This is a genomic window from Corynebacterium sp. HMSC072G08 (assembly GCF_001809185.1).
Lineage (GTDB): Bacteria > Actinomycetota > Actinomycetes > Mycobacteriales > Mycobacteriaceae > Corynebacterium > Corynebacterium phoceense.
Map to the genome: position 1 here is coordinate 14,616 of NZ_KV796428.1, position 25,386 is coordinate 40,001.

Here is a 25,386-nt window from a genome sequence, read left to right on the forward strand (position 1 = left end):
CCTTTCTATTAGTTCTGGGTGGTCGGGTTGGCCAGCGGATTGGGAGTGCCCTTCGGTCGACCCTTGGCAGGAACGCCGTAATCCGAGGTCTCGAAACCGTCGAGGTGCTGGGAACCGCGGAACGTGAGCAGCGGACCCACGATGGCGATCGCGAAGATGGTCGCCATAACCGCCCAGCCGTAGAGACCAATCTGGGACTGCATATAATCGCCGTACGGCTCCTTGATGAGGCTCATAATCTCAGTGACAAGGAAGTAGACGAGCAGCAGCGGAGTAGCCACGAAGGTGAGGAACTCCCACACCAGCCCGACGCGCAGCGCGGACACGGCGTTGATGTGCTGCGCAATCTCGGTGCGGCGACCGAGCACCCAGCCCACCATGATGAGCGCGCAGACGCAGCCAAAGACGATGCCCAGGTTATTGGTGAACTTATCCATGACGTCGAGGGTGACGAGGCCAGACTGCGTGGAAAAGAGCAGACACGAGACGATGGCCATGACAGTGCCGGCGTAGAGAGCAGCCTTCTTTCGCGGGATGCTGAACTTATCAGCGACGCCAGCGAAGACGACCTCCATGATGGAGATCATCGAGGTCACGCCGGCCAGGAACAAAGACCCAAAGAAGAGGAAGCCAAAGAGTCCGCCCAACGGCATGGAATTGATGATCGTCGGGAACGCGATGAACGCCAAGCCGATGCCGGAAGAGACAACTTCGTCCACGCCCACGCCCTGCTGGGCGGCCATGTAGCCCAACGTCGCGAAGACGCCGATGCCGGCGAGAACCTCGAAGGAGGAGTTCGCGAAGGCCGTGACCAAGCCCGTGTTCGTAATGTTGGTTCGCGGCTTGAGGTAGGACGCGTAGGTAATCATGATGCCGAAGCCGATGGACAGCGAGAAGAAGATCTGACCGTATGCGGCGATCCACACGGACGGATCAGTGAGCACCGACCAGTTCGGTGTGAAGAAGGCATTGAGACCGTCCACGGCCCCATCGAGGAAGAGTGCGCGCACCACGAGGACGATGAACATGACGGCGAGGACCGGCAGGAAGATGGAGGTGAGCTTGCCGATGCCGTTGTTGATATCCGTCGCAAGAGCCACGATGCAGATAATCCAGACGAGGACCATGACGAGCAGAATCGGCCAGACGAATTGCGCCGAGTAATTCACGGAGGTGTCCGCCTGGAGGAAATCACCCATAAAGTACTCGTCCGGCTTATCGCCCCAGCCCTGGTTGAAGGACTTCACCGTGTAGATGGCCGCCCACGCGACGATGGCAGCGTAGTAGATGGCGATAAAGAAGTTCACGCCCACCTTGAACCAGCCAGTCCACTCCGCCTTGGGCGACATGCGGCGGAAAGCCAGCGGCGTCGAGCCACGGAAGCGGTGGCCGAGGGCGAGGTCAAACCACAGAATCGGGATACCCGCGGTCAGCAGCGCCACGATATATGGAACAAGGAACGCGCCACCGCCGTTTTCGTACGCGACGTAGGGGAAGCGCCAGATATTCCCCAGGCCAACGGCAGAGCCAATCGCGGCCATGAGAAACACCAGGCGCGTATTAAATGTGTCTCGCTCGGAGCGAGTCCTCACTTCATTCGACATAGAAGCCACCTTGTCCTTGTCCGGGGCTGTACCCGGAAACCCGATAGAGAGAGACGATGCTGGGCACGACCCGCCCGGCACCCCACGATGAACATTTCTCTCCCCAAACGCGGGAAAGCAGTGCGCAACGTGTATGAACAGGAATCATAATCTACCTAGCGATCGATAGGTAGAAGATCGGCGAAATTTATTTTCATATGTTTGCCCACGGATGAGCTGCTAGTTCCTAATACTGCGAAGAGCTAGACGTCACGCAACAAACTTTGCACAGGATCACGCTGCACACGCTCGCCGAATACCCATCCTCATGCGCCTCCGTCGAGTCCGCACAGGCAACACCACCATGACGGAATACTCTGCACCTTTGCGAAGCCAGAAGCCGCACGAACCCTATTGCTTCGCTGCGCTGTGCAGCCCATGTGTCTCCGATAGACTTACCAGCATGAAATTGACACGCGTTTCCCTCAAGAATTGGCGGAATTTCCGAGAGCTCAACGTCGACATTCACAACCGCCTTTTCGTCGTGGGCGCGAATGCCTCGGGAAAATCTAATTTTCTCGATGCGCTGCGTTTTATTGGAGAAATCGCGCGCCGCGGCGGCGGCATGACATCTGCCCTCGACACGCGAGGCGGTATGAAAAACGTGCGCAACCTCAACGCACGGAATTTCAACCGTGGCCAAGTCACCTTCGAGCTACACCTTCAAGACGACTCGCATGACTGGATATACCGACTCAGCCTGCACCAGGAAAAGAACGGTTTACACCGACCACTCGTCGCTGAGGAGGCTGTATACAAAGATAAGAACGAACTTCTCCTTCGTCCTAATTCCGACGACATGGACGATCCAGAGTTGCTCACCCAGACTCACCTAGAACAGATTGCCGCCAATAAGTCTTTCAGACAGCTGGCAGACTTCTTTTCTTCAATCGAGTACTTTCATCTTTCTCCCCAAGCCTTGCGCGAGACCGCTCACGGTGCTTCAACCAGCGACGCCTTTGGACGCGGGTTCTTGGCTGAGATCAATTCCGTTCCGGAACAAACACGAAACGCGTGGCTTGGCCGCATTCAGGCCGCGCTCACTGCGGCCGTTCCTGAATTCGAATCACTCAAGCTACAGGTCGATAGATCCGGCAATCCGCACCTCGTAGCCGGGTACCGGCACTGGCGCAAAGAGGCCGCGCATCAACAAGAAACGGAGTTTTCGGACGGAACGCTCAGGCTCATCGGTTTACTGTGGGCGGTGATTTCTAAATCCTCGTCGTCCGGCTTGCTCTTGCTTGAGGAACCTGAGCTGTCGCTCAACTCTGGAATCGTGCGTGTGCTTCCCACACTCTTCGCGCGCGCCCAGCGCGGAAAGTCAATGCAGATAGCAATGTCGACGCACTCCCCTGATCTGCTCGATGACGAAGGCGTCGACCCCGCAGAAGTTCTCGCTCTGCGTGTCGGACGCGAGGGAACAACAGGCACCCTCCTCTCCGAAATCGAGTCGGTCCATGCCGAGCTGGCGGCTGGCCTTCCGCTCTCTGATGTCGTTGACGCTCTCATCAATCCCCATGGCCTCGATGGGCTCATCAGCGTCGCCAGTTGAAATGGACAACCATGCTCATCAACTATGTCGTTGAAGGTAATTCCGATAAAGGCGCTGTCCTAGCACTTCTCAAAGCAACAGGACATCAACCGGCACACTCTTTCGTCAAACGTGGATACGCGCAGCTTGATAAACATACACCGGGGTATGCCCGTGCAGCTGAGCTCGATCCCTCAACAGGCTGGTTAGTGCTGCGCGACAGCGATGGAGCTTGTCCCGTTGAGCTACGAGCACGCCTTTCCACCCCAACAGTGCCCTCTTTTTTCTATCGGGTGGCGTGCACAATGACCGAAGCTTGGCTTCTTGGAGATGCGGACGGTATAAGCGAGTATTTCTCCATTCCGCGTCGCGCCATTCCACGGGAACCTGAGGCGCTAGTACATGCCAAACGCACTCTGCTCTCTCTCGTCCACGAATATGCTCCACGTGAGCTCAAAGAAGAGTTCGTATCTACGCTGGGAACACAGGTGCGGATGGGTCCGCTGTTTGCTGATCACCTCACCGAATTTGGCCGTGATCACTGGGATATTGACGCCGCCCGCCAGCACTGTCCCAGCCTGCAGCGTGCCTGGCTGCGTCTAACTGCCGCTGCTTCTTCCAGCACAGCTCGCTAATCCCTCAGTTTTCCACCGAACTTACAAGGTATATTTCTGCCATGCCCACTTCCTTGCTCGCCGCCCTGCCCGGCATCCTCACCGCCGCACGCGAAGAGGCTGAGCAGGCGAAGGCCGCGGCCGCGCCACTCACGGACGCCGAGGGCACCATCCTGCACGGCGACAATCTGCAGGCCCTCGCGGGGCTTCTCGCCGGAGGTGCGGCGGGCACGGTCGGCCTCATCTACATCGATCCGCCCTTCGACTCCCGCGCGGAGTACGCGGCGACGGTTACGGTGCCTCTCTCCGATGGACGCGCCGTCGACATCACGCGGCCGGCGTATAAGGACTCGTGGGGGCACGGCGGCATCGGAAAGCTGAGCGCTACGGATGCCAGCACAGCGGCCTATCTGGGGATGCTTGCGCCGCGGCTTATCCTCATGCGCGAGCTCCTCGCGGAGTCCGGCTCCATCATGGTGCACCTCGACTGGCACGTGGGCCATTATGTGCGCGTGCTGCTCGACGAGATATTCGGGCGCGAATGCTTCATCAATGAGCTGGTGTGGCGCTACGGCAAAATGAGTCGGACTACGCGCCGCTTTCCGCAGAACCATGACACGATTTACTTCTATGCACGCGACCCGCACCGCTATTACTTCCAGCCGGTCAAGGGCGCGGAAAGCGAATACAAGAAGCGTTACGCGCGACGGCTGCGCGGAGACAAGCTCTACTGGGGCGACGTCAAGGAGAGCACGGATCGGCTCATCGCGGGCCGCGCGCGCAAACGAGTGAAGGAACTCGGACGCGAACTGGTCGATGAAGACGTGCTCTTCGACTTCACTTCGGAGTTCAAAGTGCAGGACGACGTCTTTTACGACATCTCGATTATCAAAGGCAATGCCGCGGAACGTTTGGGTTACGACACCCAAAAGCCGGAGAAGCTACTCGCCCGGCTCATCGAGGCTGCGTGCCCGCCCGGTGGGCTCGTCGCTGACTTCTTTGGCGGTTCGGGCACGACGGCCGCGGTGGCGCAGCGCACCGGCCGACGGTTTATCACGGGTGATGTGGGCGCGGCGGCGGTGAGCGTCATGCGCGCGCGGTTAGGCGTACCGATACGCGCTCTTGTCGACGCCGCGGAAGCCCAGGTCATTGACGCGCAGGTTCGCGTCCTCGATGGGCGCTTGGCCCTGGTCGACTTTACGTATCGCGACGTTTCCGCGGTCGCGGCGGCGTTGGGCCTTGACGAGGAGAACGCACGGAAACTAGCGGAGATTCATGAAGCGGAGCCGCTGGCGCTCGCGGCCACGTGGACGGTAAGTACTGCGGATGGCACGGAGATCTATTCGGGACCCGTCGCACCCGTGGAGGGCCCCGGCGTGCAGGTCGAAGTCAGCGATGTCTTTGGACACCGCGCGACGATCTACCTCTAGGACATATGAGCGGCCTCTGCGTCCATGGATCCGGGGCTTATATGTGCTGAACGTAGATCATGATGTCGCGAGTGGGGGTAGTCATGCGGGAGTGCAGAGCGTAACGGCCTTCACAATATGGGGTGACGCGGGCTACACTACACAACATATTGTTCAACAATCCCGCCCGGGACCTCAGGGCGTCACAGTAGAAAGGACCGGCCCCACATGAGCGCGCTGCGCATTGACCTCAACGCCGACCTCGGAGAGACCACCGCAGGCAACCCCGTCGCGGACGACGCGGCGATGCTGGAGATGGTCTCCTCGGCCAACGTCGCCACCGGCTTCCATGCGGGCGATGCCCACTCCATCGCGCAGACCGTCCGCGCGGCCGCCGAGCGCGACGTCGTCATCGGCGCGCACGTGGGCTACAACGATATGGCTGGCTTTGGCCGCCGCTTTATCGAGTACCAGCCGGAGGAGCTTGCAGACGAGGTCACCTACCAGATTGGCGCGCTCGACGCCCTGGCCCGCGCGGCTGGCACGAAGGTCGCTTACGTCAAGCCGCACGGAGCGATGTACAACGCGATCGTCCACCACGAGGCGCAGGCCAAGGCCGTTGTGGACGGCGTCAAGGCCTTCGGCGATATCCCGCTCATGCTCCTGCCCGGCGGCGTCGCCGTCGACATCGCAGAGAAGAATGGCCTGACCGTCATCCGCGAGGCCTTCGCGGACCGCAACTACAACCCGGACGGCACGCTCGTCTCCCGCACGTTGGACTACGCGGTGCTCGAAACCCCCGAGGAGGTCACGGCGCGCGTGCTCCAGGTCGCAGAGACCGGCTCGGTTACCGCCTACGACGGCACGCGCCTCGACGTCGACGCGCAGTCCATCTGTACCCACGGCGACTCGCAGGGCGCGGTGAACATGCTGCGCAGCGTCGTGGCAACGCTCAAGGATAAGGGCATCGACGTGCGGAGCTTCATCTAATGCGTATCCATCCCGTGGGCACGCGCGCGCTGCTCATCGACTTAGACGGCTTGGACCAGGTCATGACGTGGCATGGTGCACTCGAGTCCGAGCCGCTGCGCGACCAGGTCGACTGCATCGCCGCCGCGACCACGCTCCTGCTCACCTTTGAAACCCCCAACGCCGCCGCCGAGGCCGCGCGTTTCCTCCCCAGCTTCGAGCCCGCCAGCCGCGCCGCCGCCGAGCCGCGCACTGTGGAAATCGACGTTCTGTACGACGGCGAGGACCTCGAGGAGGCCGCCCAACTCGCGGGAATGACCCCGGACGAGCTCATCGAATGGCACACGTCGACCGAGTGGACCGCCGCGTTCGGCGGCTTTGCGCCGGGCTTTACCTACTGCGCGCCGGCCGACCCGGGCCGCAGCCTGGCGATGCCCCGTCGCGCCACGCCCCGCACCGCCGTCCCGGCGGGCGCAGTGGGCATCGCGGGCGACTTCTCGGCCGTCTACCCGCGCGTCTCCCCCGGCGGCTGGCAGCTACTCGGCACCACCACGACGCCCATGTGGCAGTCCCAAGCGCAGCCGCCCGCACTCGTCCAGCCCGGCGACCGCGTGCGCTACCGCGCGGTGTCGCAGCTTCCGGAGCTGCTGCCGGATACGTCGCGCCACGCCGGCGCCCCGGCGCGCCTGCCGCGCCTCGAGGTCGTCGAGGCTGGCCTGCTCACCTTGTACCAGGACCTCGGCCGCCCGGGGCGCGGCAACCTGGGGGTCACGCCCTCGGGTGCGGCGGACCGCGCAGCCGCAGCGACGGCCAATATCGCGGTGGGCAACCCCCGCGGTGCGACGGTGCTCGAAAACATTGGCGGGCTCACGGTGCGTGCGCTCACCGATACCGTCGTGTGCGTCACCGGCGCCGTCGCCCGCGTCAAGCTGGGCACCATGCCGGTTCACCTCGCCCGCCCCGTGCTCGTCACAGCGGGCCAGACGCTCACCATCGACAATGCGACGCTGGGCCTACGCTCCTACGTCGCGGTTCGCGGCGGCATCGTCGCCGACGCCGAGCTCGGCTCATCCGCCACTGACATCCTCTCCGGCCTCGGCCCAGACCCCGTCCACAAGGGCGACGTCATCGGCGTGTTGCCGCGCTCGACGGCCATGACGGACGCGCAGCTCGCCAACCCGCTGCGCGTCACCGAGGAAAGCGGCCGCACCGTCGGCCGTCTGCGCTGCGTGCTCGGCCCGCGCGACGACTGGTTCCCGGCCGACGCCGTGCACGCCTTCACGGAGACCGAATGGACCGTCACGCCGGATTCCAACCGCGTGGGTCTGCGCCTCGACTCCGAGGTCACCCTCGAGCGCAACCGCTACGAGGAGCTGCCCTCCGAGGGCATGGTCGCGGGCTCTGTCCAGATTCCGCCTAACGGCAAGCCCGTGGTCTTCCTGCGCGACCACGCCGTCACCGGCGGCTACCCCGTCGTGGCGACGGTACTAGAAGAAGACATTGATATCGCGGCCCAGCTCCCGCCGGGGGCCCGCGTCCGCTTCGAGATTGTGGAGAAGTAAAAACATGAAGATTCAGACCGTGCTCATCGCCAACCGCGGCGAGATCGCCGTGCGTATTGCGCGCACCGCCCGCGACCTTGGCATGAAGTCCATCGCCATCTACTCCGAGGCCGACGCCGGTGCCCTGCACACGCAGGTCGCGGACGAGGCCTACGCCCTGCCGGGCAACACCGCGGCGGATACGTACATGAACGTCCCCGCCATCCTCGATATCGCGGTGCGCGCTGGCGCGGACGCCGTCCACCCGGGCTACGGCTTCCTGTCGGAGAACTCCGAGTTCGCCCGCGCCGTCACCGGCGCCGGCCTGACCTGGGTCGGCCCCTCGCCGGACGCCATCGACTTGCTCGGCGACAAGATTGCGGCCCGCCGCGTCGCCGAGGAGGTCGGCGCCCCGCTGGCGCCGGGTACCTCGGACCCCATCGACGACTGGCAGGAGGCCCGCGAGTTCGCGCAGAAGCACGGCCTCCCCATCGCGATTAAGGCGGCCTACGGCGGCGGCGGACGCGGCCTCAAGGTCGTCGACGATCTCGAGTCCATCGAGGGCGCCTTCAACTCCGCCGGCCGCGAGGCCCGCGAGGCCTTCGGCCGCGCCGAGTGCTACGTCGAGAAATTCCTCACCCACCCGCGCCACGTCGAGGCCCAGGTCATCGCGGATACCCACGGCAACGTCGTCGTGCTCGGCACGCGCGACTGCTCCACGCAGCGCCGCTTCCAGAAGCTCGTCGAGGAGGCCCCGGCCCCGGGGCTCACTGACGCCCAGCGCGAGGGCATCATCGAGGGCGCCCGCGCCATCTGCCAGAAGGTCGGCTACACCGGCGCCGGCACCGTCGAGTACATCGTCTCTGAGGACGGCACCATCTCCTTCCTCGAGGTCAACACCCGCGTCCAGGTCGAGCACCCCGTCACCGAGGTCGTCACCGGCGTCGACATCATCGCCGAGCAATTCCGCGTCGCCGCGGGCGAGGAACTCTCGCTCACCGAGGATCCCGCCTCCCACGGTCACGCCTTCGAGTTCCGCATCAACGCCGAGGACATCCTCAACGGCTTTGCGCCCTGCCCTGGCACCATCGTCGCCTTTGAGCCGCCCACCGGCCCCGGCATCCGCGTCGACGCCGCCGTGCGCTCCGGCTCCATCGTGCCGCCGTACTACGACTCGCTCATCGCCAAGCTCATCGTGTGGGGCCCGACGCGCGAGGTCGCTCTACGCCGCGCGCAGCAGGCACTCACGGAGTTCACCATCAACGGCGTGCGCACCGTGCTCCCCTTCCACCGCGACATGGTCCACGAGCCCGCCCTCGTGAACCTCGACTCCGGCACGGGCGTCTACACCGACTGGGTTGACCACAACTACCGCCCGGGCGGCGCCGTGCAGTCCGCGCCGGTCGAGTCCATCTACGCCCAGCGCCGCACCGTCGCCGTGGAGATCGACGGCAAGCTCGTCAACATCGGCTTCCCCGCCGAGCTCTTCACCGCGCCTTCCGATGCCCCCTCCTCCGCACCGTCTACCGGCGCCGCCCCCACCGACGAGAACGCCGTCACCAGCCCCTTCCAGGCCAACCTCGTGGACTGGCACGTCGCCAACGGCGCGCAGGTCAGCGAGGGCGATGTCATCGCCACCGTCGAGGCCATGAAGATGGAATCCACCATCAAGGCCCCGCACACCGGCACCATCACGCTCCAGGCGAAGCCGGGAGACAAGCTCACGCCCAGCACGGTCATCGCCACCATCGCCTAAGTCGGTGAATCCAGGCTCGGACTCCGTCGCCGTAGAGTAAGGTCAAACGCATGCTTGCTGACACCGTGACCTCTGCCCTGCGCGAGGCTATCTCCGATGGCGAGTTCGAGCCTGGCCAACAGCTCAGCGAAATCCGCGCCGCCGAACGCTTCGATTGCTCGCGCAATACCCTGCGCGAAGCTTTCGCCATGCTCGGCGCACAAGGCTTGGTCCACCGCAAGCCCAACCGCGGCGTCTTCCTCGCTGTCCCGGACGCAGAATTCGTGCGCGATCTTTATCTGGCCCGCGCGGCCCTCGAACCCGCTGGCGTGCGGTGGGGCACGTTCGACGACCCCGGCGCACTGGTCACGCTCACGGCCTCGGCGCGCGAGCACCTGGACGAGCCCGGCCACGCAATGGTGTCGAATATCAACCAGCGCTTCCACCGTGCCCTCGTGGCGAGCCTGGGCAGCGTCTCGCTCGACCGCGAGATGTCCAACCTGCTCGCCCGCATGCGTCTGAGCTTCCTGCGCGTCATCCCCCGCTACCCCGATCTCCACGCCTCCCACATCGACGGCAACGTGGAGCTTGCCACGCTCATTGCCGAAGGCAAGCGCGAGGACGCCGCGGAGCTTTCCCGCGCGACGCTGCTGGGCACGCTCGACAAGATCCTCGCCGTACTGGACTAGCTCTCGCCCTCTGTGTCACTGCCAAAATCGCCACATCTGCGCCGATTTTTCGCGCGTTGAGGCAACGAGCCCTGTACTACGGCACCTGGTATTCGAGGTCCCGCGCGTTGGTCACGAGCATCGTGCCGGGCTGGTGCGTAATCGCCAGGCTCGGCTTGGATTCCATGACGATGGCCTGCGGGGTCACGCCGCACGCCCAAAAGACCGGCACGGTGCCCGCTGGGATATCGACGGCCTCGCCGAAGTCTGGCTGCGTGAGGTCCGCAATTCCGATGGCGGCCGGGTCGCCCACGTGCACGGGCGCGCCGTGAACGGACGGGTAGCGCGAGGTAATCCGCACCGCGTCGGCGACCTGGGCGGCCGGGATGGGGCGCATGGACACGACCATGGGTCCGGAGAACACACCCGCCGGGGTCGTGGGGATGGTCGTGCGGTACATGGGCACGTTGCGACCCTGCTCGATGTGCGCGACGGGCACGCCGTTGTCGAGGAGAGCCGTCTCAAAGGTAAAGGAACAGCCGATAAGGAACGCGACCATGTCCTGGGACCAGTAGGCGGTGGCATCGGAAGGCTCGGCGATGAGCTCGCCGTCACGGAAGACGCGGTAGCCGGGGATATCGGTCCGGATGTCGCCGCCGGGCAGGAGCTCGGAGGAATACTGCCCTGCCTCGAGGACACCCACGATGGGGCACGGCTTGGGGTTACGCTGCGCAAAAAGCAGAAAATCGAAGGCGTATTCCTGGGGCACGGCAAGCAGATTGGCTTGCATGTAGCCGCGCGCCAGGCCCGCTGTCGTGGTGAGCGCCTGGGTGCGCGCTGCGGCGCGAACCTCTTCGGGAATCATCATTATGCCCACAGCGCCGTGATGCCGGAGAAGGCCTTGACGCCGATGAAGATGGTGAGCAGCCAGGCCAGCAAGCCGATGCCCAGCAGCCACGCAGGGTACTTATAACCGCCCAGTAGGTCGCGGCGGCGCCAGGCGACCCACATGACGACGGCAAAGCCGATGGGAAGGATAAGGCCGTTGAAGGCACCGGCGAAGATGAGGAGCTTCTGCGGAGCGGAGTTCATGATGGCGAATGCGACGGTGCACACGACGATGAAGGCGACCGTTAGGAAGTTGCGGGTGCGCGGGGCGACCTGCTGCGTGGTGACGAAGGAGATGGAGGTGTAGGACGCACCGATGACCGAGGACAGGCCCGCGGCGAAGAGGACGACGCCGAAGGCGCGGAGGCCGAACTGGCCGGCGGCCTGGAAGAAGGCGTCCGCAGCCGTGTTCTCCTTGGAGAGGGTCACGCCGGTGGCGACGACGCCGAGGATGGCGAGGAAGAGCAGGACGCGCATGATGCCGGTGATGATGATGCCCCACACGGAGGTCTGCGTGATGTTCTTGATATTCTCCGGTCCGGTGAGTCCGGAGTCGATAAGGCGGTGGGCGCCAGCGAACGTGATGTAGCCGCCCACAGTGCCGCCCACGAGCGTGGTGATGACGAAGAAGTCGATCTCCTCGGGCAGGAACGTATTCTTCAAGGCCTCGCCGACCGGCGGCTGGGAGACGATGGCAACGTAGAGCATGAGCAGGATCATGATGGCGCCGAGCGCGGCGACGAGACGGTCGAGAGCCACGCCCGCGCGCTTGGACAGGAAGATGAACACGGCGATGGCTGCGGCGATGATGCCGCCCCAGCGCGCGTCGATGCCGAGCATCGCGTTGACGCCCAGGCCCGCGCCGGCGATATTGCCGATGTTGAAGACGAGGCCGCCGATGAAGACGAAGACCGCCATGCCCCAGCCGAGGCCCGGCAGGACGGTGTTGCCCAGCTCGTTGGCGCGCAGGCCGGAGACGGCGAGGACGCGCCAGACGTTGAGCTGCACCGCGATGTCGACGAGGATCGACAGGAGGATGGCAAACGCGAAGGCCGCGCCCATCTGGACGGTAAAGACCGAGGTCTGGGTGAGGAAGCCCGGACCGATGGCCGAGGTGGCCATGAGGAACATGGCACCGGCCATGGCGCCGATGCCCTTGGGCGGATTCTTCTGGACGGGCGTTGCCGTTGTTTCCGTGCTCACGGTGGACTCCTTTGAGTGATGAGGGTCGCAGAGGTGTGTGATGTCGATCATCATAGAGGTTTGTTCAACAATCTGTAAATAGGGTGGGGCGGGCCACTCCCCCGCTGCGTCGAGAACCAGGGTGCGCAGCGGGGACGCGGACCTGAATCGCACAGGCGGGCGCGGTGCGATTAACTTAGAGGCATGGCAAAAAAGGACGCGATCGATATCACCACCCTCATGGGCAAGTCCTCGCGCACCTACGCCACGCGCAAGGTCACCCAAGAGATGATCTCCGCGCGCACCCACGTGGCCATCGCGCTGTGGGATATCCCCTGGAAGTCGGCACCGCACGGCAAGCTCTACGGTTGGGTCATCGCGGTCGAGGCGGGCGGCAAGCGCCGCTTCGTGCGCACCGGCAAGACGATGAACGCGGACCCCTACCCCCAGGTCTTCGCCGAGTTCGAGCGCGCGGTCAAAGGCGTTCCCAAGCCCATCTGGGTCGTGGTGGGACGCCGTCAAGCGGCGTTGGGCACGCGCATCCGCCGGGCGGGCTACCTCGTCACCGGCTCGTTCGCGGACGAGAATAAAGCGGGCAACCGGGCACGCGGACTGCGCAAGCAGCACGAGGCCCAGGCCGTGCGCCGCTCGAAGAAGGAAGGCGAGCGCCCTGCCAAGCAGGCGCCGGCGATCGAGGCGCCGCCCACGCATTGGCTCCCCAACCGCTCGCGTTGTGCGGGCCGGGGCCAGCAGGTGCGCATTGCGACTGACGCGTCCTCGGACACGCTATCTAAGGGCGCGATGTGCTTCGTCGCCTCCAATGGCGACTACCAGCTACGCACGCGGATGACGAAGGCAGGCACGGACGAGCTCGAGCTGGAGACCATCACGCTCGCGCTCAAGTACGCGCTGAAGAACGGCTTCGAGCGCGTCATCATCGAGACAGATTCCGTCGCGGCGCTCGAGGCCGTGGACAATATCCTGGCCGGCGGGCGCGGCGCAAAGTCGCGGCGCACGTGGCGCGGCGTCTCCTCGGGCGCACGTTCGCGCTTCCAGCAGGCGTGGCGGGACTTCAACAAGCAAGGCAAGGCGACCATCGGCCGCGTGCTAGGGCATGCGGGCGACCCACTCAACCACGCCGCGGACCGCATCGCGTACCTGGGTCTGCGTGCCTCGAACTTCCCCGAGAAAGAGTCGCGCGCGACCGCATGGAAGGAAATCGACAACATCCTGCGCCAACTGCCGGGCAAGCTGGGGCGCTAGTTAGTTCGTGGGCGACTGGTCGCAGCCGATGTCGAAGGTCTCGTCGCGCGCGGGCTCGTCCACGTAGGCGACGTCGAGCCTCGAGTAGAGCTTCGCGTTGTAGCCGCACTCCTGGGGCTTGCGCACAGTGACGGTGACGGGCAGCTCTGTGAAGCCAGAGTCCGCACAGTTGGGGTCACAGTCGTTGATAAAGGCCGTGCCTTCCGCGCGGGCGGAGTCGGCACCCCAGTTCGACCACTTGAGGTCACGGACGAGGTAGTTGTTGTCCGCGCAAGCGAGCGAAATCAGTTCGGGGCCCTCGAGTCCGGTCACGGAGACGCAGCCCAGGATAGCCGTGGCCTCGACGCGGGTAGTCACGTCCGGGGCGACGAGGCCATGGACCTCCACGATCTGGCCGGTGGACGGTAGAACACTGAAGCTCACGTGGTCCGCGTCGCGGTAGACGGTGACGAGCGAGTCTTCACCCTCCGTAATGTCCGCGCTGCCCAGGTCGTTGCCGCCGGCCGCCGCGAGGTTGTCATAGACGAACTTCTGCTGCGCGGAGGTCAGCCCTGGGTGCAAAAGAAGCTGGAGCGAGCCGAGCGCGGCGTCGCCATACGTGGCGACGGCGAGGTCACGCAGGGCGTCGGCGGAGGGGGCATCGGCAAGCTGGGCGAGCGTGATGCGGGGCGAGGGGTCGAAGTCCGCGAGTGCGGCGGAGGTGCCCTCGGTGCGGGTGTCCTGGCGCAGCTGGCCGGCTTGGACCTCGTATTCCGTGGTGACGGTGGCCTGGCCGTCGCTGTCCGTGCGCTTCATGTACTCCTGACCGAGGGTCGGGGCATCCGCCTGGCTTGCCGATGCCTCCCCGGCCCGGGCAAGCACCTCCTCCGCCGTCGCCTGGGGCGTGGCGTTATTGCTCAAGCCCGGAATGACGGCGACGCCGAGGGCCAGCACCGCGACGGCCGCAGCAGCGACGAGGAAGGGACGGCGCTTCTTCTGGGCAGGTTGTGTGAGACGTTCCAGGAGGGCGTCGGCGCGCTCCTGCTGTTCGGGGGTGAGTGACTCGTCGGGGACGGGGTTAGCCGCAGCAAGTTGGGCGAGAGGATCGTTCATGACGGTTGTCCTTAGTGGGAGCCGGCGCTGTCAAGGGCGCGGGCGAGGCTGGTGCGCGCGCGGTGAAGACGCACGCGGGCGTTCGTGGGAGTGAGACCTAGGACCTCAGCGAGCTCGGCCGGCGTGAGGCCCTCCCACGCGTGGAGGGTGAGAATCTCACGCTCAGCGGGACTGAGAGTGAGCAGTGCACGGTTGATATCGAGGTTCAGATCGCTGTGGCTCGCAAAATCCTCGGCCAGGGGATCCGCCTCCGGCTGCTCGAGATCCACGAGCCGCGGACGGCGCTCCTGCGTGCGATAGTGTTCGCGCAAGACGTTGCGGGCGACGCCGTAGAGCCACGGGAGGACGTCGCCTTCAATCTGGTCGAAGTTGCCCCAGGCGCGCTCGAAGACGTCAGCGGTGAATTCCTCGACGTGCTCGGCGGGCGCGCGGCGCGCAAAGAACGCGCGCACGGCAGGGTAATGCGCCCGGAAAGCCTCGCTAAAGGCTTTCCGGCGCGCGGCGGGGAGATAGGTGACGGACACTGACTGCTTTCTTGGGGTGTACCTATGGTGGTGGCGCGGCGTGAGCTGTCGGCCGCCTGTGCGGTTTAGCTGCGAGCTGTCTGGGCCGTGCCGTTGCCGGCGTCGGCGAAGCGCGCGGTGGTCGTCGCTCCGTTCTCGCAGGTAACAGTGTACGTGTGGTAGCCGTCAGCCGGGCCGGGGCCAATCTGCTCCGGCGCGGTGATCTCGCCCATGAGGTAGCCAGCATCTGCCGCCGGCCGCAGGACGGCGTGGGCACCGAAGCTCGTGGTGAGGTCCGCGCGTGTGCTGTTGTCGGGGCACGTCGCGGTGAACGTCATCTCCATGCCAGGCTTGAGAATGTCCTCCGTGCCAGCAGTCATGGCGGGGGTATCGCTCGCGCCCGTGGCAATCGCTGCCCCACCCGCGGTAAGGACGGCGACGGTGGCGGTGGTGATGGCGATGATTCCCTTTTTCATGAGAGGACTCCTTCTTCTCGTGGTGGTGCTTCGTACTGGCATTCTTTCCTGCCGGAAGCCTTTCACCCTCCTTGTGGTTGTTTGGGCGCACAGCGTTACAACGAGCCCTGCATTTCTCTGGCTATTAGTTGAATTTGCCCACCACAACGAGCGCAACCAGCGGAAATACCTCAGCGCGGCACCTACCAGTACCACACCAGTTCCGGGCGACTCGTCTTCGCAGCGACAAGTAACCATGGTGATTCTGGCCCCCGTTTTCGCCCTCAAGGACGGCGTGATCCACCCCGTGGGCATGATGGAAGGCCGCTACGAGGGGACACTGAATCTGGCCGTCATGCCGCTCGATCAGATCATGCCGGCGCTGCGTCTCGATTCGGTGCCTTTAATTCCCCAGACATAGGACAGCCCCCAAGAAAGGCACCGCCGCTCAGCTTTCGACGTTCGATAGAGGTTGCGCTCCCCATCGACGGAACCGAGCGGCGGCATGTCCTGGCGGGCCCCAATACACCGCCAAGTAAATGGAATGAACCCTTGCACGAAGGTTCATTAAATGGTGGGGTGAGTTAAAATATGCACCATTTTGACGTAATACGAAAGGACTTCGCGGCGCCGTTATAAAAAAGTTACTTAAACAATCGGCGCGAACAGGGCTTTTAGGTGCATGTTCAATAGGTTGACAGAAATGGGGGCGGAATGCGGGGGTGAAAACGTGCGCCCCACAGTCTCACCCCGTGGAATTGATATGCACTCAGAGGAATTTTATACCGGCTGCGCTCCGCGCTCCCGCGCGGGCACCGATGCCTGCACGCGTCGCCCATCGAGACGACGAACAAGGAAGGCATAGATAGCGCCGTTATGTTGTGCATGACGGCCGCGCATGCCCCTGGCAAGGCCGCCTCGGGCGCAAAGAACTGTGCGGCCATACCGGAGTGTTCAAGGCATGCTCCTAGGAAGGTGTCAACACATAACAGGACCATGCATGGGTGGCAGTGGTATGACGACTACGCTGGGCGTAGCGTGCAACACCGATTAGTGCAAAATGTAACTTCGCACAATTTACGCCCTCGACAGGGAGTGCACTATTTTCCGAAAGAGGATCCGCCCGGCCGAATGCGGGGTCGCGACAATTTCCCGCGCATAGTTAACCAAGCGCTGATCAAAGGGTGTGGGAGCTGAAATGACCCGGGCCGGAACACCCAAATGCCAGGCCCACAACCGCGTCCTCAGAACATGAAAATTGTTAGTTACAACGATGAGACGGCCAGCCCCACCGGCAAGTCGCCACGCATTTTCAAGATTCTCATTCGTCGATGTCGCCTCGTTATCTTCGATCACCCCATCAAACCCGTGCTCCTCGAGGTAGCGACGCATGGCGGGCGCCTCGCCCTTACCGCTGACGATGAAAGTCTGCCCAGGTACCGCTGCAGCCATCGCCGCGCGCAAACGCTCCTCGAGCAATATTCCTGGACGCCCGCGCTTGACGCGCGAGCCGAGAACAACGATAGGATCCACGGGGATAAGCATAATCGTTGCGCCACCAGGCAAAGAATGGACACATGCCAGTGAGTCCGGCGGTGTGTACGGCGCATGCGCGCGAAGAAAGCGCTACTCACCCATTAACTTGGCGCGGAGGTTCGCGTCTTTCTGCTCGACCTCGGCAGCCATATTCGCCTGGTAGTCGACCATCTTTTGCAGAAGCTCCGCGTTGCCAGCGGACAGGATACGCACGGCGAGCAAGCCGGCATTCTTGGCGCCGCCGATGGAGACGGTCGCGACGGGTACGCCTCCGGGCATCTGGACGATGGAGAGAAGGGAATCAAGTCCGTCCAAGTCCTTAAGCGCACGCGGAATACCGATGACAGGCAGCGGCGTGGCGGCCGCGACCATGCCCGGCAAGTGGGCTGCACCACCGGCGCACGCGATGATCGCCTTAAGGCCGCGCGTGTGAGCGGATTTGGCGTAGGACAGCATCTTCTCCGGGGTACGGTGCGCGGAGACCACGCCTACCTCGAAGGGGATGCCGAAGTCCGCGAGGACCTGGGCGGCGGGTTCGACGGTGGGCCAATCGGAATCGGAGCCCATAATGAGGCCGACCTGTGCATTCATATTCTTCTCCTCGAAAGTAGTGGGGGTTAAGCCTGGTCGGCCCATTCGGCGTGGACCAGAAAGTACGCGGCGAGCTTGGCGTCGCGGCGGGTGGCGGCGACGGTGGCGGCATCGGCGGCATTGCCGGTGAGATTGACGTGGCCAATCTTGCGGCCCGGACGGTGGCCCTTGCCGTAGAGGTGGATCTTGGCGTTAGGGAAACGGCGAGCGACCTCGACGACACGGTCAGCCATGGGCATAGCCGGATCCTCGTCGGCGCCCAGCACGTTAGCCATGACGGTAATGGGCGCGGAGGCAGACGGATCGCCCAGCGGGAGGTCGAGGACGGCGCGCAGGTGCTGCTCAAACTGGCTGGTAATGGAGCCTGCCTGGGTCCAGTGGCCGGTGTTGTGGGGGCGCATGGCCAGCTCGTTGACGGCGATATCCTCTACGCCCTCGTCGTTGGTGTAGGCGAAGAGCTCGACAGCGAGCACGCCCGTCACGCCGAGCTCGGTGGCGATCTGCACGCCAAGATCCGTGGCACGCTGTGCGAGCTCGGGAGCGAGATCCGGAGCGGGCGCGATGGCTTCGGCGCAGACGCCGTTTTCCTGCACGGACATGGTGATCGGCCAGACCTTGACCTCACCAGAGGGATTGCGAGCGACGAGGATAGACAGCTCGCGGGTAAGCGCCACCTTCTTCTCCGCCATGAGCGGGGTGCCAGCCTCGAGCAACTCAGCGACGAGGGACTCGAGCTCAGTCAGGTCCTTGGGGAACCACACGCCGTGACCGTCATAGCCGCCGCGGCAGGCCTTGAGACAGACGTTACCGTCGACCTCGTTCCAGAAGTTTTGGGCATCCTCCGCCGAAGAGATGTCGGCGAAGGGCGGCACTGGTGCGCCGAGCTCGCGCATGCGGCGGCGTTGCACCAGCTTGTCCTGGGCGTTAATGAGGGCGCTCGGGGCGGGCTGGACGCTGTAGCCGGCGTCGAGCATGGCCGCGAGGGCATCGGAAGGCACGTGCTCGTGGTCGAAGGTGACGGCGTCCGAGCCCTCGGCGACGGCGAGACAGTTCGCGGTGGAGTGATAGTCCCCCACCGTCACGGCAGGAATGACCTGCGCCGCCGAGGAGTCTGGGGCACCGGCGAGGAGTTGGATTTTGATCCCTAATTCAACGGCCGCCGGTTGCATCATGCGCGCGAGCTGGCCGTCTCCGATAACACTTACTGTCTTAATCACGCCCTACATCCTACTAGCCGCCCTCGCGGCCTTTATGGCTAGCGCCACAGCGGCGAGCTGTACTGCTCCAGTTCGGAGGCTACGGCGCGCTCGATACGCTTCGTGCGCGGCAGATCCGGGAAATAAAGTGCCCGATCGTAGCCGCGAATAGCAAGCGAAATCCCGCCGCGGCGGCGGCGCACGCCCACGACATCGGAAAGCGGAATGGAGTCAATCTTCTTGCCTGTCCGCGCGATAATGCGCGTCGTCGTAAGGATGAACCGACGGCGGCGTGCGCGATAGACCGGCAGAACAAAGCGCCACAGCACGAGGATGCCCCAGAGCACCACCACGGCGTTGCGCACCGTTGCTTCAAAGCCATGTGCGTCCAGGTAGCCAATGCCGATCCAGGCGAGACCCGTGATGAGGATGAGCTCGAGGACAGGGAAGATGAGCGAGCGATACGGCGTCGTCACGTCGACGACGGGATACTCGCCCGGGCGCATCTTCATAAGATTCATGACTCCTCATCCTAGACGTCCCTCGCCCCAACAGCCGCACCCTGCAACGCTCACAGGAAGCATTCAACGAACGTCCTAGAAAACTCTGCGGTAATTCCACAGGCAGGTGGAAGGAAACAAAAGTGTTCTCACATCTCAGCGCCGCAGAGTAAAGAGCGACACCGAGTTAGAAAGGTCTGCTTCCAATGAGCACCGATATCGCAATCATGATGGGCGTCGACATCATCGCCATCGTCCTCCTCGTCTTTGCCGTTTACCTGCCCCGCCACCAGCGCGCCGATCTGGTTGTCGCTTTCATCGGCGTCAACATCGGCGTGTTGGGCGTCTCCCTCATGCTCGCCGACATGGAAGTCTCCGCCGGCGTGGGCCTGGGTCTCTTCGGCGTCCTGTCCATCATCCGACTGCGCTCCTCCGAGATTTCCCAAACCGAGGTCGCGTATTTCTTTGCCGCGCTCGCCACAGGGCTTATCGCCGGCTTGTCGGATGAGGTCAACCCCATCGCCATCGGCGCCATCATCCTCATCGTCCTCGCCCTCGTCATCGTCGATTCCCAGCTGCTCTTCGGTGGCTACTTCGTTCGGGAGATGACCCTCGACCGCGCGATCACCGACCAGGATGAGCTCAAGGATGAGCTGGAAGACATGCTCGATGCCCAAATCCTCGGCGTGACCACCCACCGCGTCGACATCGTCAACGACACGACCTGGGTCCAGGTCCGAGGCCGCCGCAGCCCGCTCGAACGCCGCAAGGACTCCACGGCGAAGCACGCCGAATCCGCACACTCGGAGTTGGCTCATGTTCAGTAGATTCGACTCCATAACCCTCGACGAAATGAACGCCGAGGCCCGCATGATGACCCGCGTCGACCGCAAGTACCTCATCCACACCGACGAGCTGCGCGCATTCCTCGACGAGGTCCCCGCCGATACCCGCGTGCTGGAGATCAATGGCAAGCGCCAGCAGCGCTACGCCACCACCTACTTCGACACCCCGGACTTGCTTTCCTACCGCATGACTGCGCAGACGCGCCGCCGCCGGTTTAAGGTTCGCCAGCGCACCTACGTCGACTCCAACCTGGGCTTCTGCGAGGTAAAGACCCGCGGCCCGCGCGGGGTCACGGTCAAGCACCGCGTGCCCATCGCGCCCGCGTACGCCCACAGCGGCAGGCTCGCCCCCGAGGCGCTGGATTTCCTTGATGCGGAGCTCAACCCCCAGCTCGTGGGCCAGCTCAGCCCCAGCGTCCACAACACCTATCTGCGCGCAACGCTTCGGCCCAGCGGTGTCGGCCGCGCCACCATCGACACGGCACTGACGTGGCGCTCAGAGCGCTCCAACCAGCGCCTAGAGAACTGCGACGTCGTCTTCATTGAAACAAAGTCCAGCGCCCGCCCCTCCCCGCTCGACAAAATCCTGTGGGGCCTTGGCCACCGCCCTACCCGCGTCTCCAAGTTCGGCACGGGCATGGCCACCATGCACCCGGAACTGCCCTCGAATAAATGGAACCGCGTCATCAACAACTACTTTAAGGACACCCTGTCATGAAGAAGCCCCTCCTCGCCTCCATAGCGACCGCAACCGCAACGATTATGCTCGCCGCGTGCTCCCCGCAGGCCGCCGAGAACACTCCCACCGCCAAGTCCGTCTCCTACGACACCGCCCGCCCACCGTCAGCTTCCGAGGCAGCCGATGAGAACTCCGATCACACGGTGACCAAGGACGACGAGTGATCCATAGATGACGTTCAGGACCTCACCGGCTCCGATATCACCGAGGCCGGCGTCTACCGGATTACCGGCGACGCAGGCGATATCACCGTCAACGCCGCGGAGGACGCGCAGGTCGTGCTCGTGCTTTCCGATGCCGCCGTGGGTACCGTCACCGTCAACGGCACCGACACCGCAGTGACTGCGGGCGAAGCCGCTGAGGGTGGCATGGGCGGTGGCCCCGCTGGCGGCATAGGTCGGCGACCCGATAACAGCACCGCCTCGAGCAATGGCCTGTCATCGCAGGCTTAACGTCCCCTCACGAATTCATCCCCGCACCGCTCCATCGTGAGTGTGGCGGGGATGCTGCGTTGCTGCGTTTCAGGGGTGCTACCCCACCGACACATCGACGGGGTAGGCACGCAGCTTGCCCAGCGGCAGGCTGGTGTCGCTGGGCCACCACGACTGCGTGGGGTCGTATGTGAGGTTCACGTGTTGATCCTTATATCCAGACCACTCGCCGCGGTCGTCTAAGCTCACCATCTCTTGGTTAGGGCGTGTCCTTAACGCTCCTCGGTAACCGGTCGACCTGCCCGTCAACGACTGCGGGCTATCGAGAACCAACACCCAGAGCGTCAAGTCCGGGGACTCACCATTCGGCGTCGGCTGCCCCTTCATGACTTCCCGCGCCGTCATCTGCTTAATGGTGCCGCTGAGCACGTTCTCACCTTGGGGCTGGCTTTCCTGCGCAGTAGCAGTATTCGCTGCTGCCTGGGCCGGGCCTGCCGATGCCGTCCCAAGACCCGCGTTGCTCAGTACCGAACGGTCCGATACGTCGACGAAATTCACGGCCGTGACCCCCAACTCGCTCGGATTCTGGATCTCGACCTTCTCAGCAGTTTTCACAAGATGGGAATCCTGCATGCCGAACTTAGTCGCATAGGATTCCGGACGCAGCGAGTGCCATTCGATTTGATACATCCCACCGTTGCCTACCGAGAGGCCATAGCGTCCACCGCCCGCGCCGGCAGCACCCCTGATGAGGACGTCTTCGGAGACCACCGGATTCGCCGGATTGGCCGCACCGTTGATGGCAACGACGGGGCTGACGTCGTAGTTGCAATCGCACAGGAGCAGCTCCGGCGAGTTGTCCCCCGTGATGTCAGCGAGCGCATACTGGTAGCTTCCGCTCGCTCGTGAAGTCCGCAGGCTGTAGTCGTAGTTGAAATTCACCGAGCGTGGATTATCAAGGATGCGCCCGTACGCCTCTGCGAGAGAATCGTCACCGGACGGCGCGGGCTGCGCGTCCTGTGCCACGCCCTCGCTGGGGTCGGCGGCGGACGCCGAAGGAGCGCCCTCGCCGGGCTGTTCCGACGGCCGCACCGTGATGGTGCTCGTGCGCGGCTCGGAGGAACCGCCCTCGCTGCACGCCCCGACGGTGAAAGCTACGGCTATCAGCGCTGCAGCCGACAGCATGCGCGAAGAACGACGGAAGGATAAAAGAGAACGTCGAGCCACGTCGAGGCACCTTTCCGCGCAGTGCGCGCAAATGAGGGGATAGGAAGAGAAAGACTCTCTTATCCTATCCCCTCGTAGAAGACGCAGACTCGAAATTAGTCGGTCGGGCGCAGGTGAATGACGTCACCGGCCGAGTAGTATTCGCCGCCGACGTTGATACGGCCGTCCTCCGCAACACCTTCCACGATGCCGGTGACATCCCCGGTCGGGGCTTCAAGGCGCACATTGAGTCCAATCGACGAGCAGACCTTGCGGTAGTCATCCATGAGCTGCGGATCCTGGTTCTCCCACTGCTCGATACGGTGGCGCAGCGCCTTGAGGATTGCGATGGCCACCCCGGTGCGGTCATCCTCGCGGCCCGCGAGCACAAGCGAGGTAGCCGTGGGAACCGGCAGTTCCTCTTCCGCGATGGAGACGTTAATGCCCATGCCGAGCACGACGCGTGCGGACGGCGCCTTGCCGCCCTGCGTCTTCGGCGCCACCTCAGCCTTATTGATTTCGGCCTTATTGACCTCAGCCTTGTTGATTTCGGCTTTATTTACCTCAGTCTTGTTGATCTCTGCCTTATTGACTTCAGTCTTCGGCGCGACCTCGACCTTGGACACCTCGAGCTTGGAGGCTTCCGTCTTCGGGGCGATTTCGGCCTTATTAATTTCTGCCTTATTGACCTCGGCCTTATTAATTTCTGCTTTGTTCATTTCGCCGGACTTGAATGTGCCCGACTTGAAGGCCTTGCCCACGGGACCGGCTTCGGCGAGGATGCCGCAGAGCTTCTTGCCGTCGAGTAACACGTCGTTGGGCCACTTGAGGACCGTGCCGGGGATCGCGTCGGTGACGGCCAAACCGGCGGCGAGAGGCAAGGTGCCCAGATGATCGAGGGACTCAGGGAGCAGGAGAACAGAGAAGGTTACCTGCGAGCCCTTCGGCGCGGTCCACACGCGCCCCAGGCGGCCCTTGCCGGCGGTCTGCAGATCGGTGAGGAGAACAGTGCCATCAGTGACGTCGATGGCCTGCATCAGATCGGTATTCGTCGAACCGGTTTCCTCGACGTAGTCGATAACGGCATAGTCTTCAGCGAGTGCGGTGCGAATGCGCTCCATGTCATAAGTGCTCATAGCACTTCACGTTACCCGCGTCGGTCCATGCGGACAGAACGAGCCACCGGCGAATCGCTGGGGCGAATCTCTGGTCGCATGCGCTGGTCGCGACGGCCTTACTTCGAGTGTCGACCCGCCGCCCTACGCAGCCAGTTCAGGCGCTCCCCACTCTCGCGCAGGAGGGGTATGCGCGTTACCCCCATTGAGCGTGGAAAACCACAAAAAGCGGCCATGGGCGCTGTGGGTGTTTTACCTTTGAGACAACTGTTGTTTCTGAAAGGTGAAAACTCCATGAAGAAGACTATCCTCGCGACCACTGCGGCACTCGCTCTGGTACTCACGGGCTGCTCGAACTCGTCCGATGACAGCTCCCAAGCAGCACAAGAGGGCACGGGCGAAGGCGGCCGCGGCCCCATCACCTTCGCGATGGGCAAGAACGATACTGACAAGATCCAACCCATCATCGAAGCGTGGAACAAGGAGCACCCGGACGAGAAGGTCACCCTCGCCGAGCTTGCTGGTGAGGCCGACGCACAGCGCGAGACCCTCGTTCAGTCCTTGCAGGCTGGCAACTCCGATTATGACGTCATGGCACTCGACGTCGTGTGGACTGCAGACTTTGCCGCTAACCAGTGGCTGGCACCGCTCACCGGCGACCTCGAGGTCGACACCGCAGACCTGCTGCCGGCCACCGTCGAATCCGCGACGTACAACGACATGCTCTACGCACTGCCGCAGAACACCAACGGCCAGCTGCTCTTCCGCAACGCGGAGCTCGCCCCGACCGAGGTCAACAAGTTCGATGACTTCAAGTCTGCGTGTGAGGCGCTCAAGGAAGGCACCAACTGCCTGACCACGCAGCTCAAGCAGTACGAGGGCCTCACCGTCAATACCGCCGGCTTCATGGAAGGCTGGGGCGGCAGCGTCCTCAAGGACGACGGCTCCGTCAACGTGGACTCCACCGAGTCCAAGGAGGGTCTCCAGGCCATGGTCGACGCCTACAAGGATGGCGTCATCTCTAAGGACTCCACCGCCGCCACGGAGGAAGAGACCAACCTCGCATTCACCGAGGGTAAGACCGCCTTCGCCATCAACTGGCCGTACATGTACACCAACGCCGTCGACGCTGGCGTCAAGGTTGAGGTCTCCCCGCTCGTGGGCAAGGACGGCGTGGGCGTGTCCACGTTGGGTGGCTACAACAACGGCATCAACATCAACTCCGAGCACAAGCAGACTGCACTGGACTTCATGAAGTTCATCGTCAACGAGGACAACCAGAAGTCCTTCGCTGAGGCTTCCTTCCCGCCGGCCCTCTCGTCCATCTACGACGATGCGGAACTGATCAAGCAGTTCCCGTACCTGCCGGCACTCAAGGAGTCCCTGGAGAACGCTGCACCGCGTCCGGTCTCCCCGTTCTACACCGCCATCTCTAAGGCCGTGCAGGATAACGCCTACGCAGCCCTGACCTCCGGTACCTCCGTCGACGACGCCACCGCCGACATGAAGGCTGCCATCGAGCAGGCACAGCAGGGCTAATTCACCGTCCTCACAGACGCCTCGCCGCCCCCGTCGTGGGGCGGCCTTCGCGTTTTCTCAAACGCTTTCCTCGTCCCTACGGTCCGCAATTCGCTGAAGTCACACTTTCACGCGATAGGATGTCCGTCACAAGGATGCCGCATCGCCCCGGCGTACGGAGCGCGTCATCATCACTCAAGCTAGAAAGGCCCACCG

General features: G+C 63.6%; 26 protein-coding genes. 14 read left to right on the forward strand and 12 right to left on the reverse strand.

Annotated elements, in window-relative coordinates; translation table 11 throughout:
- Positions 1–8: 8 nt before the first annotated feature.
- The gene (locus HMPREF2559_RS07475; RefSeq protein WP_210386309.1) at positions 9–1,604 is read right to left on the reverse strand and encodes a sodium-dependent transporter; all 1,596 of its coding nucleotides are present in this window, start codon (positions 1,602–1,604) and stop codon (positions 9–11) included.
- Between the two features lie 442 nt (positions 1,605–2,046).
- On the opposite strand from HMPREF2559_RS07475, the gene HMPREF2559_RS07480 reads away from it, so the two are divergent.
- The 7 genes from HMPREF2559_RS07480 (at position 2,047) to HMPREF2559_RS07505 (ending at position 10,131) form a co-directional block, all read left to right on the forward strand.
- Positions 2,047–3,195: an AAA family ATPase gene (locus tag HMPREF2559_RS07480; RefSeq protein WP_066485273.1), complete on the forward strand. Its 1,149-nt coding sequence runs from the start codon at positions 2,047–2,049 to the stop codon at positions 3,193–3,195.
- Between the two features lie 11 nt (positions 3,196–3,206).
- On the forward strand, positions 3,207–3,809 hold the full coding sequence (locus tag HMPREF2559_RS12755) for a hypothetical protein (RefSeq protein WP_141628620.1): 603 nt from the start codon (positions 3,207–3,209) through the stop codon (positions 3,807–3,809).
- A 41-nt stretch (positions 3,810–3,850) separates the two neighbouring features.
- A complete protein-coding gene (locus tag HMPREF2559_RS07485; RefSeq protein WP_070540152.1) occupies positions 3,851–5,218 on the forward strand; it encodes a DNA methyltransferase in 1,368 nt (455 codons plus the stop codon).
- Positions 5,219–5,425: 207 nt separating this feature from the next.
- On the forward strand, positions 5,426–6,187 hold the full coding sequence (locus HMPREF2559_RS07490) for a LamB/YcsF family protein (RefSeq protein ID WP_066510956.1): 762 nt from the start codon (positions 5,426–5,428) through the stop codon (positions 6,185–6,187).
- Entirely contained in the window at positions 6,187–7,728 is a 1,542-nt protein-coding gene (locus tag HMPREF2559_RS07495) for a 5-oxoprolinase subunit B/C family protein (protein ID WP_066510948.1), read from the forward strand. The genes HMPREF2559_RS07490 and HMPREF2559_RS07495 overlap by 1 nt, the downstream gene beginning before the upstream one ends.
- 4 nt (positions 7,729–7,732) lie before the next feature.
- Positions 7,733–9,463 (forward strand): acetyl/propionyl/methylcrotonyl-CoA carboxylase subunit alpha, encoded by a 1,731-nt coding sequence (locus tag HMPREF2559_RS07500; RefSeq protein ID WP_066485264.1) that lies wholly within the window; start codon positions 7,733–7,735, stop codon positions 9,461–9,463.
- Between the two features lie 50 nt (positions 9,464–9,513).
- Positions 9,514–10,131, forward strand: a complete 618-nt coding sequence (locus HMPREF2559_RS07505; RefSeq protein WP_066485258.1) for a GntR family transcriptional regulator — start codon at positions 9,514–9,516, stop codon at positions 10,129–10,131.
- Positions 10,132–10,207: 76 nt separating this feature from the next.
- On the opposite strand, the gene HMPREF2559_RS07510 is transcribed toward HMPREF2559_RS07505, so the two are convergent.
- Complete coding sequence (locus HMPREF2559_RS07510) at positions 10,208–10,978, reverse strand: putative hydro-lyase (RefSeq protein WP_066485252.1); 771 nt, start codon at positions 10,976–10,978, stop codon at positions 10,208–10,210.
- Positions 10,978–12,141 carry an NRAMP family divalent metal transporter gene (locus HMPREF2559_RS07515; RefSeq protein WP_196131523.1) on the reverse strand — a complete coding sequence of 388 codons (1,164 nt, stop codon included), beginning with the start codon at positions 12,139–12,141 and terminating at the stop codon, positions 10,978–10,980. The genes HMPREF2559_RS07510 and HMPREF2559_RS07515 overlap by 1 nt, the downstream gene beginning before the upstream one ends.
- Before the next feature lie 243 nt (positions 12,142–12,384).
- Here HMPREF2559_RS07515 and HMPREF2559_RS07520 point away from each other — a divergent pair, with 243 nt between their 5' ends.
- Positions 12,385–13,443, forward strand: a complete 1,059-nt coding sequence (locus HMPREF2559_RS07520) for a ribonuclease HI (protein ID WP_066485246.1) — start codon at positions 12,385–12,387, stop codon at positions 13,441–13,443.
- On the opposite strand, the gene HMPREF2559_RS07525 is transcribed toward HMPREF2559_RS07520, so the two are convergent.
- From HMPREF2559_RS07525 to HMPREF2559_RS07535, 3 genes are all read right to left on the reverse strand, one after another.
- The gene (locus tag HMPREF2559_RS07525; protein ID WP_066485238.1) at positions 13,444–14,535 is read right to left on the reverse strand and encodes a hypothetical protein; all 1,092 of its coding nucleotides are present in this window, start codon (positions 14,533–14,535) and stop codon (positions 13,444–13,446) included.
- Positions 14,536–14,546: 11 nt separating this feature from the next.
- On the reverse strand, positions 14,547–15,059 hold the full coding sequence (locus HMPREF2559_RS07530) for an RNA polymerase sigma factor (RefSeq protein WP_066485228.1): 513 nt from the start codon (positions 15,057–15,059) through the stop codon (positions 14,547–14,549).
- Positions 15,060–15,124: 65 nt separating this feature from the next.
- On the reverse strand, positions 15,125–15,514 hold the full coding sequence (locus tag HMPREF2559_RS07535; RefSeq protein ID WP_068801576.1) for a hypothetical protein: 390 nt from the start codon (positions 15,512–15,514) through the stop codon (positions 15,125–15,127).
- Here HMPREF2559_RS07535 and HMPREF2559_RS12760 point away from each other — a divergent pair.
- Positions 15,498–15,914 (forward strand): hypothetical protein, encoded by a 417-nt coding sequence (locus HMPREF2559_RS12760; RefSeq protein ID WP_148138794.1) that lies wholly within the window; start codon positions 15,498–15,500, stop codon positions 15,912–15,914. The genes HMPREF2559_RS07535 and HMPREF2559_RS12760 overlap by 17 nt on opposite strands.
- A 656-nt stretch (positions 15,915–16,570) precedes the next feature.
- Here the strand turns inward: HMPREF2559_RS12760 and HMPREF2559_RS07540 are convergent.
- From HMPREF2559_RS07540 to HMPREF2559_RS07555, 4 genes are all read right to left on the reverse strand, one after another.
- A complete protein-coding gene (locus tag HMPREF2559_RS07540; RefSeq protein ID WP_231724979.1) occupies positions 16,571–17,026 on the reverse strand; it encodes a YdcF family protein in 456 nt (151 codons plus the stop codon).
- 93 nt (positions 17,027–17,119) lie between these two features.
- Positions 17,120–17,620, reverse strand: coding sequence for a 5-(carboxyamino)imidazole ribonucleotide mutase (gene purE, locus HMPREF2559_RS07545; protein WP_068801577.1), 501 nt, complete (start codon positions 17,618–17,620; stop codon positions 17,120–17,122).
- 26 nt (positions 17,621–17,646) lie between these two features.
- Positions 17,647–18,834 carry a 5-(carboxyamino)imidazole ribonucleotide synthase gene (locus HMPREF2559_RS07550; RefSeq protein ID WP_141759158.1) on the reverse strand — a complete coding sequence of 396 codons (1,188 nt, stop codon included), beginning with the start codon at positions 18,832–18,834 and terminating at the stop codon, positions 17,647–17,649.
- Positions 18,835–18,875: 41 nt separating this feature from the next.
- The gene (locus HMPREF2559_RS07555) at positions 18,876–19,337 is read right to left on the reverse strand and encodes a hypothetical protein (RefSeq protein WP_070540155.1); all 462 of its coding nucleotides are present in this window, start codon (positions 19,335–19,337) and stop codon (positions 18,876–18,878) included.
- A gap of 185 nt (positions 19,338–19,522) precedes the next feature.
- On the opposite strand from HMPREF2559_RS07555, the gene HMPREF2559_RS07560 reads away from it, so the two are divergent.
- From HMPREF2559_RS07560 to HMPREF2559_RS13005, 4 genes are all read left to right on the forward strand, one after another.
- Positions 19,523–20,143, forward strand: a complete 621-nt coding sequence (locus tag HMPREF2559_RS07560; protein WP_070540159.1) for a DUF4956 domain-containing protein — start codon at positions 19,523–19,525, stop codon at positions 20,141–20,143.
- On the forward strand, positions 20,133–20,879 hold the full coding sequence (locus tag HMPREF2559_RS07565; protein ID WP_070540162.1) for a polyphosphate polymerase domain-containing protein: 747 nt from the start codon (positions 20,133–20,135) through the stop codon (positions 20,877–20,879). Before HMPREF2559_RS07560 ends, HMPREF2559_RS07565 begins: the two co-directional genes overlap by 11 nt.
- Positions 20,876–21,064 (forward strand): hypothetical protein, encoded by a 189-nt coding sequence (locus tag HMPREF2559_RS07570; RefSeq protein WP_070540165.1) that lies wholly within the window; start codon positions 20,876–20,878, stop codon positions 21,062–21,064. Before HMPREF2559_RS07565 ends, HMPREF2559_RS07570 begins: the two co-directional genes overlap by 4 nt.
- Positions 21,065–21,178: 114 nt before the next feature.
- The gene (locus tag HMPREF2559_RS13005; protein WP_156435889.1) at positions 21,179–21,352 is read left to right on the forward strand and encodes a hypothetical protein; all 174 of its coding nucleotides are present in this window, start codon (positions 21,179–21,181) and stop codon (positions 21,350–21,352) included.
- A 78-nt stretch (positions 21,353–21,430) separates the two neighbouring features.
- On the opposite strand, the gene HMPREF2559_RS07575 is transcribed toward HMPREF2559_RS13005, so the two are convergent.
- Positions 21,431–22,558, reverse strand: a complete 1,128-nt coding sequence (locus tag HMPREF2559_RS07575) for a hypothetical protein (RefSeq protein ID WP_148138795.1) — start codon at positions 22,556–22,558, stop codon at positions 21,431–21,433.
- Between the two features lie 95 nt (positions 22,559–22,653).
- Positions 22,654–23,673 carry a biotin--[acetyl-CoA-carboxylase] ligase gene (locus HMPREF2559_RS07580; RefSeq protein WP_070540171.1) on the reverse strand — a complete coding sequence of 340 codons (1,020 nt, stop codon included), beginning with the start codon at positions 23,671–23,673 and terminating at the stop codon, positions 22,654–22,656.
- A 273-nt stretch (positions 23,674–23,946) separates the two neighbouring features.
- On the opposite strand from HMPREF2559_RS07580, the gene HMPREF2559_RS07585 reads away from it, so the two are divergent.
- Positions 23,947–25,191 (forward strand): ABC transporter substrate-binding protein, encoded by a 1,245-nt coding sequence (locus HMPREF2559_RS07585; protein ID WP_070540174.1) that lies wholly within the window; start codon positions 23,947–23,949, stop codon positions 25,189–25,191.
- Positions 25,192–25,386 lie beyond the last annotated feature (195 nt).